The sequence below is a fragment of the Oleiagrimonas sp. genome (genome assembly GCF_027858935.1).
GTDB lineage: Bacteria > Pseudomonadota > Gammaproteobacteria > Xanthomonadales > Rhodanobacteraceae > Oleiagrimonas.
Genome location: NZ_JAQIBU010000368.1, coordinates 1 through 10,974, shown reverse-complemented (window position 1 = coordinate 10,974; position 10,974 = coordinate 1). Strand labels below are relative to the sequence as shown.

The window sequence follows — 10,974 nt, the reverse complement described above, 5'->3', positions numbered from 1 at the left end:
CAGATGACCATCCACGGCAAGCGCGAGGGCTTCACCCTGGCCGACTTCCGCGCCTGCGCCCAGTCCGCCATGCTCAAGCGTGGGCGCGACAAGGTGATCCTGGAGGAAGTGATCGAGACAGTGCGGCGCTGGCCGGCATTTGCTGAGCAGGCTGGGCTGAGCGAATTGCAGACCGAACAGATCGCGCGGGCGCATCGGCTCGTCTTCAAAAGTCGGTAAATACCAACTTTTGTTGACAAAGTACCTCGGATGGGTAGAAAGTCGGCTTTAGCCAACTTATGCAGCATCCAACCCATCATCGTGAAAAAGTCGGATAAAACCAACTTTTCATCGCGTGCCCGAAGTCACGCGCGGCAAGGGCATGATCCCGACCTTCTTGCCTTGGGGGGGCGTGTCCGAGCTACGCGCACCGAGGCCGGTTTGACCCAGGATCAGCTCGCGCTTGCATCGGGCGTCAGTCGCGACACGATCATCGCCGTGGAGAACGGTCGTGGGAGTGTGCGTTTGGGCAACGCGCTGCGTGTGCTCAAGGCGCTCGGTTTGCACTTCGTCACGAAGGAGCGTGGCGGATGTTGATGGTTCGCTACGACGGCGACACGGTCGGTCGGATCGATGCAAGGGAAGGGCGGCTCGTGTTCCGCTACGCCGCACATTGGCTTCAGCGCCGCGCTGCGTTTGCGCTTTCGACACGCTTGCCCTTGCGTGAAGCCGAGTTCGTGGGCGAAGAAGTCCTGGGTTTTTTCGCCAATCTGTTGCCCGAAGGGCCGGTGCTGGACACGCTTTGTCGCTTGCGGCGGTTACCTCGCGCGAATGTGTACCGGTTGCTGGAGGCCTTTGGACGTGAGAGTGCCGGCGCCTTCGAGATCATCCCGGACGAAGACGCCGATAGCAGGCGCGAGGCTGCATACCAGCCCTACAGCGAAGATACGCTACGCAGCGATCTCGAGGCGCTGCGCGACAACATCCCGCTGCTTCAGCAACACGGCGCATTGCATCTGTCCATGGCGGGCGCGCAGAACAAGATGCCCGTGCGCAGCGATAGGGGTGAACTGTCCTTGCCAATGGGCGGGGCGCCATCGACCCACCTCCTGAAGCCTGCGTTGCAGCCTGCGCGTCTGTATCCGGAATCGGTCTACAACGAGGCACTCTGTATGCGTCTTGCCCAAGCCGTGGGGTTGTCCACGGCATCGGTCGAGATCGTTGAAGTACCGGAGCCTGTCTTGCTGATCACCCGATTCGATCGCCTCATCGACAAAGGTCGCATCCGGCGTCTGCATCAGCTGGACTTCTGTCAACTGGCAGGTGTGTTGCCCGATCAGAAATATGAAGTGGATGGCGGCCCAGGCGTGAGCGATGTGTTCGCCCTGGTGGACGCGCATAGCGCGTTGCCTGCCCGCGACCGTCTGCAACTGGTCGATTGGCTGGTGTTCAACTATCTGATTGGCAACGCCGATGCGCACGCCAAGAATATCGCCATGCTGTTCGGCGACGATGGCCGCTGGCAGCTTGCCCCCGCCTACGACCTGATATCCACAGCTTACTGGCCGGCGCTTGCGGACAAGATGGCGATGGCCATCGGCGGAGAACGTCGTCCAAAGTGGTTGATGGGCCGCCATTGGCAGCGCATGTGTGCATCCGTGGGTCTTAATTTCACCCAGTTTCGCCGCCGTGCGATGACCTTGCTGGACACCCTGCACAACGCACTGCCCGAGGTCGCTCGGGATCTCCCCCTGGACGACGATGCGCCTTTGGTAAAGCACCTGCATACCATCGTATCGACCCGCGGCACATGGCTGCGAGAGCGCATGGATCAAACCGGATCGTGATGCGAAGGAAAGACCCCTCGAGCACGCTTCAAGGGACGGGGTGCAGAGGAAATTGTTCCTGGCACCTTTTCTCTTTTCACCTCCGCGCCTGCGCCAAGTCCGCCATGTTCAAGTGCGGGCGGGACAGGGCGATTCTGGAGGAAGTGATCGAGGCCGTGCGGCGGTGGGCGGCATTTGCCGAGCAGGCCGGCCTGAGCAAAGCGCAGACCGAACAGATCGCGCGGGCGCATTGCTTGCAGTTTTAGCCCTGAAGAGCGCGCGAGATCGCAATGCGCACGTAGTGATGTCCTCCCTTCATGGAAGGTCCGTGACCGAGGGTGCATACTTGTGAAGTTGGAAGCATGAGCCAGCGCGTGGACGGGGGCGACGATGAAGTTTTGGCTCGGAGTGACGGACAACCGGTGGTTCGAGTACGTCAGTACTCGCGGTCTGTCCGAGGTGAACTTCTGGCAACCCAGCGCACGGCCACCGTTCTCACACCTTCCGGAAGGCACCTGGTTCTTCTTCAAGCTCAAGCGCCCCAAAAACCATATTGCCGGCGGTGGACGCTTCGTGAGCTATACCAATCTCTCGCTCTCCATGGCGTGGGATATCTTCGGTGAACAGAACGGCGCAGCGAATTTGTCAGAATTTGCCGCGCTCATTGCCGACAATGCCCATGATCGGCCCGATTTCACCCGCGAAATCGGATGCACAGTCCTCACCGACGTGTTTTATCTGCAAGAGCCACTGTGGGTCGAAAATGACGACTTTTTCCCCAAGGCCGTGATGCGAGGCAAAGCGTATGACACGGGAGAAGCGCTTGGCGAAAGCCTGTGGGATCGCTTGAATCAAGTCATGGGGCAGTCGGGGCTCAATGACTACATACATGAGGAAGGCGCTCGTTACGGCACCGAATTTCTCCAGCGTGGCCGGTTGGGGCAGGGCGCCTTTCGCTCCTTGGTCTTGGATGCGTACAGCAGACGCTGCGCTTTGACCGGGGAGTCGACCCAACCGGTGCTTGAGGCGGCGCACATCAGGCCGTATGCGGATTCAGGGTCGCACCACACTACCAACGGTCTTCTACTGCGCTCAGACTTTCACAAATTGTTCGATGTCGGCTTGGTCACCGTCGAGCCTGACTATCGCATTCGCATTAGTCCACAGATACGCGATCAGTGGTTCAACGGCAAGGCGTATTACCGATTGGACGGGCAGCCCTTGTCCGTCTTGCCCAAGCGTGCGCAAGACCAGCCTGATCGCGATGCACTTCGGTGGCACAACGAAAACAGGTTCCTCGCATGAGTATCGTCATTGACCGTGAGCTTGAGCAGGCCATCCTCAGTTTCCGCACAGAACGGGACTGGGAGCAGTTCCACAACTTGCGAACCCTCTCCACCTCGCTGGTCATTGAAGCGGGAGAGCTGGCCGAATTGACCCAGTGGACACCCGATACCGAGTTGCAGTGCCGTGCTGCCGATGTGCGTGAGCGCATGGAGGACGAAGTCGCGGATCTGTTGATCTTGTTGACCTACTTGATTCATGACCAGGACATCGACGCGCAGCAGGTCGTTCGCAAGAAATTGGCAAAGAACGGCCGAAAGTACCCCGTGGACGCGTTCAAGGGAACATCGCGCAAGTACAACGAGTGAGCAAAGAAACACACAGCATCCGCCCGGTAGCTAGATCAACGCATGACATGAGCGGTACGCAAGATTCCAGATGAACAACGCACGTGAACAAGGACGCACGAACCACCCATGAACCAATCCTCACTTTCCGCCCTGATCTGGTCCGTCGCCGACCTCCTGCGCGGTGACTACAAGCGCTCCGAATACGGGCGCGTGATCCTGCCGTTCACCGTGTTGCGTCGCCTCGATTGCGTGCTGGCGCCGAGCAAGTCCAAGGTACTGGCCGAGCACGCCAAGCGCACGGCGGCGAAGCTGGACCCGGATGCCTTTCTTCGGCGTGTGTCCGATGTGCGTTTCTACAACACCTCCGAGCTGGACCTGCCCAGGCTCATGGGTGACCAGGACCACATCAAGAGCAACCTGTACAGTTACATTGAGGGCTTCTCGTCCGACGTGCGCGACATCTTCGAGCACTTCGATTTTCATGCGCAGATCGAACGCCTGGCCAAGGCGGACCTGCTGTATCTGGTTACCGAAAAGTTCGTCAACTTCAACCTGCACCCGGATGAAGTGGACAACGCGCAGATGGGTCTGGTGTTCGAGGAGCTGATCCGCAAGTTCGCCGAGGCTTCCAACGAAACCGCCGGCGAACACTTCACCCCGCGCGAAGTCATCCGCCTGATGATCAACCTGATCTTCATCGAGGATGATGAGGTGCTCACCCCCGCCAACCCGGTGGTGCGTGCCATCTACGACCCGACGGCCGGCACCGGCGGCATGCTGTCGGTGGCAGCCGAATTTCTGCGCGAACATAACCCCGATGCGCGCCTCACTCTGCACGGCCAGGAGCTCAACCCGGAGTCCTACGCCATCTGCAAGGCCGACATGTTGATCCGCGACCAGGACGTGGCCAACATCGTGCTGGGCAACACGCTGAGCGAGGACGGCTACCCGGCTCGCAGCTTCGACTACATGCTCTCCAATCCGCCCTTCGGTGTGGAATGGAAGAAGGTGCAAAAGACGGTCAAACGCGAGCACGAGGAAAAAGGATTCGACGGCCGTTTCGGCCCCGGCCTGCCGCGCGTGTCCGACGGTTCCATGCTGTTCCTGCTGCACCTGGTCTCGAAGATGGCGCCGCGCCAGGGCGACGAGGGCGGCGCGCGCTTCGGCATCGTGCTCAACGGCTCGCCGCTGTTCACCGGCAACGCCGGCAGCGGCGAGAGCGAGATCCGCCGCTACGTGCTGGAGAACGACCTGGTGGAGGCCATCGTCGCCCTGCCCACCGACATGTTTTACAACACCGGCATCGCCACCTACGTGTGGATCCTGTCCAACAAGAAGGACGACGACCGCAAAGGCTACGTGCAGCTCATCGACGCCAGCAGCTTCTGGCAGAAGATGCGCAAGAGCCTGGGCAGCAAGCGCAAGGAGATGAGCGACACCCACATCGACGCGGTCACGCGCCTGTTCGGCGACTTCAAGGAAGCCGAGCTGGCCACCGTGTTCGATGCCGACGGCAAGGAAGTCGAGCGCAGCATTATCGACGCTGCCGAATTCGCCCCCGAGCCGCCCGAAGGCGGCAAGGTCAAGGTGGCGCCACTCTCGCGTATCTTATGCAACGAGGAATTCGGCTACACAACCATCACCGTGGAGCGCCCGCTGCGCGACGAGTCAGGCAACGTGGTACTGGGCCAGAAGGGCAAGCAGAAAGGCAAGCCGCAGCCCGATTCATCCTTGCGCGACACCGAGAACGTGCCGCTGGGCGAGGAAATCCAGGCCTACTTCGAACGCGAGGTGCTGCCGCACGCACACGATGCCTGGATCGACGAGGGCAAGAGCAAGATCGGCTACGAGATTCCCTTCAACCGCCAATTCTATGTTTTCGAGCCGCCCCGCCCTCTGCACGAGATCGACGAGGAACTGAAGGCCGTCTCGGCACGGATCATGGCGATTCTGGTGGAGTTGGCCGAATGAGTTTGAACTTGTGCGAAAACGTCCGGGCTAGTACAGTTTGCTGTAACAAAACCCGCCAAGGCTATGCGCGCAAGCGTATCCTCAAACTGGCGGGTTACTTTTTTCGGGTGTTCGCCGGCGGGGTGCAGCCATGAGCAAGCATCCCTTCAACAAGCCAGCCACTACCTTTGCCCAGCAGGTCGCGCTACTGCAAAGTCGGGGTATGGTGATCGCCGATCCGGCGCAGGCGGAATTCTGGCTGGCGCAACTCAACTACTACCGGCTTGGCGCATATTGGCTTCCGTTTGAGGCCAGCCATGCGTCTCACACCTTCAGGCCTGGTACGCGTTTTGACGACGTATTGGGCCTGTATTTCTTCGATCGCGAATTGCGCTTGCTGGTGCTTGATGCCATCGAGCGGGTCGAGGTCTCGCTGCGTACGCAATGGGCCTATCAGTTGGCGCATGCCCATGGGCCACATGCGCACCTGCAAGCGGCCTTGTTCGACGAAAGGTATTGGTTGGACAACCTGGGGGCGATGAACAGGGAGGTACAGCGTTCCAAGGAAGTGTTCATCAAGCATCTGCGCGACACCTATGTCGAGCCCTTGCCGCCTGTGTGGGCGGTTTGCGAAGTCATGTCGCTGGGCCTGCTGTCGCGCTGGTTCGACAGCCTCAAGCCGATGCCCACACGCCGTGTCATTGCGAAACCCTTCGGTCTGGACGATGGTGTGCTGCAATCGTGGTTGCAGCATCTCACACACGTCAGGAACACCTGCGCGCACCATGCTCGGCTATGGAACCGTGAATTCACCGTTACTCCGCAGGCTCCGCGCAGCAAGCCGGCCAGGCTGGTGGGCTTGTTGGTACCTGGATCGCGCAAGTTGTACAACACCTTGCTGATCGTCACGTACCTGTTGGATGTGATGGCGCCCAAGCACCATTTGCGCGAACGACTGAAGCATTTGCTTGGCGAACATGCCATTCCACTGACTGCGATGGACTTTCCTGTAGATTGGGAAACAGTTGCTTTCTGGCAAGAGGCAGCGCCATGAGTCTGCCTCGATATGCGGAATACAAAGACAGCGGGGTGCGTTGGCTCGGAGAAGTGCCATCGCACTGGAATCTTATGCGACTCCGGCGTTGCGTGCGGCTCAATCCGTCGAAATCCGAGGTCGCCGCTATGCCGCGCGATCTGGAAGTGTCCTTTCTTCCCATGGAAGCTGTCGGTGACGACGGCAGTTTGATTCTGGAATGCGAGCGCCCGATTCAAGAGGTGGAAACCGGCTACATCTATTTCCGGGATGGAGACGTGGCCTTCGCCAAGATTACGCCGTGCTTCGAGAACGGCAAGGGTGCGTTGATGGTGGGACTGTCGCATGGGGTGGGATTCGGTACGACTGAGTTGACCGTCGCGCGGCCCATTCCCGGTTTGATGTCGTCAGCGTTCCTGCACTGGATCTTTCGTTCGTCAAATTTTCGCTCTGATGGAGAGGCGAGCATGCATGGCGCTGGCGGACAGAAGCGTGTTCCCGATAATTTCGTTCGTGAGCTGCTCTGGGCCGTACCACCTGAGCCCGAACGTAAGCGGATCGCCAACTTCCTCGACCGCGAGACCGGCAAGATCGATGCGCTGATTGCCGAGCAGGAAAAACTGCTGACCCTGCTGGCAGAAAAGCGCCAGGCCACCATCTCCCACGCCGTCACCCGCGGCCTCAATCCCAACGCCCGGATGAAAGACTCCGGCGTTCCGTGGCTAGGTAAAGTGCCTGCACATTGGTTGATCGGTCGCATCAAGCATATGATTAGTTCAATCGAACAAGGCTGGAGTCCCCAGTGTGAAAACTACCCGGCCGAGACTTCTGAAGATTGGGGTGTTCTCAAAGTTGGTTGCGTAAACGGCGGGGTGTTCAGGCCATCAGAGAACAAGCGGTTGCCGGATGAGCTAGAGCCAATGTCTCAGTACGCGTTGAGGCAAGGCGACTTGCTGATTTCACGGGCGAACACTCGTGATCTGGTTGGCGGCGCAGCGGTCGTCACCGAAGATCACCCCAAATTGCTCCTGTGCGACAAACTGTACAGGTTGCGCATGGACGGGGCTTGTTGCCTTTCTGATTTCCTCGCCGCGCTTCTCGGCGCAGACGGTGCACGATCACAAATCGAACTTCAGGCATCCGGTGCTAGCAGCTCCATGTTGAATATCGGCCAATCTGTGATCCTTGATATGCCCGTGGCGCTCCCTCCTATGGAAGAGCAGTTTCGGATTGTGGGTTTCATCACGACTGAACGCCGCAGACTGGATGAGCTCCAGCGCGAATCAAAGTACGCCATCGATTTGCTCAAAGAACGCCGCAGCGTCCTGATCGCCGCCGCCGTCACCGGCAAGATCGATGTGAGACAGGCCGCATGAGCGGCAAAAGCGAGGCGATAGTCCGCTTCATCGCCAACTTGTTGCCACTCTACGACGGCGAGCGCCAGGACGGCCTGTGGTGCGCCCGCTCGCTAACTGACGGCACGCTGACCCTCCCGATCGACGAATCAGTCAGCGACGACGAGCAGGGCTGGGTAAGCGTGCGCTGGCAGGGAGACCCGAGCCGTGAGCAGGAGACGCGCGGCGATATGCTCGCTACCGTGGCGCTAGAACGCTACGTCCGCCTGCAGGGGGCGGGCTACAACGAGGATGCCATTGCCGGTGAGTTGTGGTTCATGGCCCGCCACTTCCACTTCAAGACTGGCTGCAATGTGTACCTGCCACAATTGCGCGAACCACCGCATCCGCTGATACGCGCCGGGAAGCAGGCGATGTCGATGGGGCAAGGCGTGCTGGTGAATCTGATCAGCAAGGTCATGGGTATTTAAGTATTACGGGATTCGGTGCTACTGGATCCGATCTTCAGGGAGATGACGATGACGAGTACGCTTTCGGCGAAGGAACAGTCGCTGTCAAAGATTTTTAGCGACGACTACGTGTTCACCATTCCCAGCTACCAGCGACCCTATTCGTGGGGGATCGACCAGGCGCGCGAGCTGCTGGAGGATCTGCTCGACTACATGCGGGTTGATGGCGGCAAGCTCGACGAGATGGCTCCTTATTTCCTCGGCAGCATCGTGCTGATCAAACGCGAGACTGTATCCGAGACGACGGTGGTAGACGGCCAGCAACGGCTGACGACGCTGACCCTGCTGCTGTCGGCGATTCGCGCCAACGTCGCGGATACCGATGTGCAAGCTGGCATTACCAAATGCATTTACGAGCAGGGCAGCATGGTTTTTGGCACCGAGGCCCGTTACCGGCTTTCTCTTCGTGAGCGGGATCGGGACTTCTTCCGGGAATATGTCCAGCACGGCGATGGCATTGAGAAGTTGGCAGGCCTCAACAACAAGCTGCCCGATGCGCAAGAGCGTCTGCGCGAAAATGCGCAGCTATACATGGCGGCGCTGGCCAAGCTGGATCAGGCGATCTTGATCCGGCTGGTGCAGTTCATTGTCACGCGCTGCTATCTGGTGACGGTGGCGACACCGGATCTCGATTCGGCCTATCGCATCTTTGGTGTGCTCAACAGCCGTGGCCTGGACCTGAGCGCCACGGACATACTCAAGGCAGAGATCATCGGCGCTATCGACCCGGCCAAGCGTGATGCCTACACGGCGAAATGGGAGGATCTGGAAGAAGATCTAGGGCGTGATGCCTTTGGTGACCTGTTCAGTCACATCCGCATGGTGTATCGCAAAGCCAAGCCCAAGGGCACATTGCTGAAAGAATTCCGTGACCACGTAGGACCGAGCGATCCGATCGCGTTCATCGACACGGTGCTTGAGCCGATGGCACAGGCCTTTCGTGAGATCACGGATGCGGACTACTCAAGTCAGAAGCATGCCGAAAGCATCAACCAGTGTTTGCGCTGGTTGAACCGCATCGAGTTCAAGGATTGGTTGCCCCCGGCCTTGGCCTTTTTTTCGCGCCATCGCAACGAACCCGAAGCGATGCTGCAGTTTTTCAATGATCTGGAGCGGCTGGCGTATTCGATGCTGGTGCGCCGCTCGGGCGTGAACGAACGTATCGAGCGCTTTGCCGCGCTGACGAAGGCGATTGAAGGTGCGGTGGATCTGATGGGGGCATCATCCCCACTGCAGTTGTCGCGGGTGGAGCAGTATGCGGTGTACACGGCGTTGTCCGGTCCGCTCTACGAGACCTATTCGTCACGTGCGCTGGCGGTGATCCTGCTGCGGCTGGACGGACTGGTGTCGGGCGGCGGTGCCACCTATGACTACGACACGATCACAGTGGAGCATGTGATGCCGCAACAGCCACGGCCGGAAAGCTGCTGGCTGGAGTGGGTTCCAAGCCCCGAGGATCGCTTGCTGTGGGTGCATCGGCTGGGCAATTTGGCGTTGCTCACGCGCAAGAAGAATAGCGCCGCCAACAACTATGACTTCGACAAGAAGAAGACGGCCTACTTCACCAAGGGTGGTGTATCTCCGTTCGTACTGACCACGCAGGTTCTGCAGCACTCGGAATGGACACTCAAGGTGCTGGAAGAAAGGGAAGCACAGCTGCTGGAGGCTCTTGAGGGGCATTGGCGGCTGCAAGACCGCCAGAGTCCGCGCTCAAGTGCAATGAATGCCATGGCCGCTCATACGGCATCCGGTGAATCGCCCGTCTATGAAATAAAAAGCCAGAAGCAGAACTTGACCGCAAGTGCACGTGAGGCCGATGGAAACTTCATCGTGCTGGCGGGTTCGCAGGCGAGGGCAGGGTGGACCGGTCAATACCATAGTTACCAGGCTCTCAAGCAGCAACTAATGGATGACGGGAGTCTGATTCCAGCGGATGGCGGCATTTTGCAGTTCTCCAAGAACGTTTCTTTCAACAGCCCTAGCGCGACGTCTGCCGTTATCTTCGGTCGTCCCGACAACGGACGTACGAGCTGGGTTGTGAAGGCGACGGGACAGACTTACGCCGAGAGGGAAGAGGGGGCGCCGGCAGGGTTGAGTCTGGTGGGTGAAGAGGATGATCAGGATGCCGCAGTTAATCGCCACGACCTCTTTCGCCTGTTCTGGGCGCAGCTTATTGAGCGATCCCTGCCGCACACGCAGCTGTTTGCCAATCGCAGCGCCACGTCTGATCACTGGTTGAGTCTGGGGGTTGGTCGGACGGGGTTTTCGCTTTGTGTGAGTATCACGCAAACCCGCACCCGCGCTGAGTGCTACATACGGTTGCCCAATGACGATGGTGAACGCTCCAATCAGGCCTTCGAGGCACTACGAAGTCAGCGTCAGGCCATTGAAGGTGCGTTCGGCGAGGCATTGGAGTGGCAACCTTTACCCGATCGATCAGGCTCGCGGATCTGTTTGGATATGCCGGGCGGATGGAAGCTGCCAGAGGCTGAATGGCCGCAACTTCAAGACAAACTTATTGACGCCATCACACGGTTGGACAGAGCGCTTCGCGACCCCATCCAGAAGCTAGGGCAACGCTGAAAAAGTCTCCCACAATTGCGAAAATAGCGCTGTCCTGACATTCAAGCGGAATTGCGACGATGAAACAGCAAACACTGGCGATGGCAGCGGATCAAGGCGAAGGTT

Annotated in this window: 9 protein-coding genes and 1 pseudogene; all 10 read left to right on the top strand. The window is 59.1% G+C overall.

The features are described from left to right. Positions 1-219 (top strand): annotated as a pseudogene (locus tag PF446_RS14100) (hypothetical protein); the annotation flags it as partial. A 30-nt stretch (positions 220-249) separates the two neighbouring features. After that, entirely contained in the window at positions 250-576 is a 327-nt protein-coding gene (locus PF446_RS14095) for a helix-turn-helix domain-containing protein (RefSeq protein ID WP_298072697.1), read from the top strand. Next, a complete protein-coding gene (locus PF446_RS14090; protein ID WP_298072695.1) occupies positions 570-1,826 on the top strand; it encodes a type II toxin-antitoxin system HipA family toxin in 1,257 nt (418 codons plus the stop codon). Before PF446_RS14095 ends, PF446_RS14090 begins: the two co-directional genes overlap by 7 nt. 369 nt (positions 1,827-2,195) lie before the next feature. Further along, entirely contained in the window at positions 2,196-3,110 is a 915-nt protein-coding gene (locus PF446_RS14085) for an HNH endonuclease (RefSeq protein ID WP_298072693.1), read from the top strand. Continuing rightward, a complete protein-coding gene (locus PF446_RS14080; RefSeq protein WP_298072691.1) occupies positions 3,107-3,457 on the top strand; it encodes a nucleotide pyrophosphohydrolase in 351 nt (116 codons plus the stop codon). The genes PF446_RS14085 and PF446_RS14080 overlap by 4 nt, the downstream gene beginning before the upstream one ends. Positions 3,458-3,565: 108 nt before the next feature. Beyond that, on the top strand, positions 3,566-5,410 hold the full coding sequence (locus PF446_RS14075; protein WP_298072689.1) for a class I SAM-dependent DNA methyltransferase: 1,845 nt from the start codon (positions 3,566-3,568) through the stop codon (positions 5,408-5,410). A 130-nt stretch (positions 5,411-5,540) separates the two neighbouring features. Next, positions 5,541-6,443, top strand: coding sequence for an Abi family protein (locus PF446_RS14070; protein WP_298072688.1), 903 nt, complete (start codon positions 5,541-5,543; stop codon positions 6,441-6,443). Continuing rightward, positions 6,440-7,798: a restriction endonuclease subunit S gene (locus PF446_RS14065; RefSeq protein WP_298072687.1), complete on the top strand. Its 1,359-nt coding sequence runs from the start codon at positions 6,440-6,442 to the stop codon at positions 7,796-7,798. Before PF446_RS14070 ends, PF446_RS14065 begins: the two co-directional genes overlap by 4 nt. Then, on the top strand, positions 7,795-8,247 hold the full coding sequence (locus PF446_RS14060) for a hypothetical protein (protein ID WP_298072685.1): 453 nt from the start codon (positions 7,795-7,797) through the stop codon (positions 8,245-8,247). Before PF446_RS14065 ends, PF446_RS14060 begins: the two co-directional genes overlap by 4 nt. Before the next feature lie 48 nt (positions 8,248-8,295). Further along, entirely contained in the window at positions 8,296-10,869 is a 2,574-nt protein-coding gene (locus PF446_RS14055) for a DUF4268 domain-containing protein (protein WP_298072683.1), read from the top strand. Positions 10,870-10,974 lie beyond the last annotated feature (105 nt).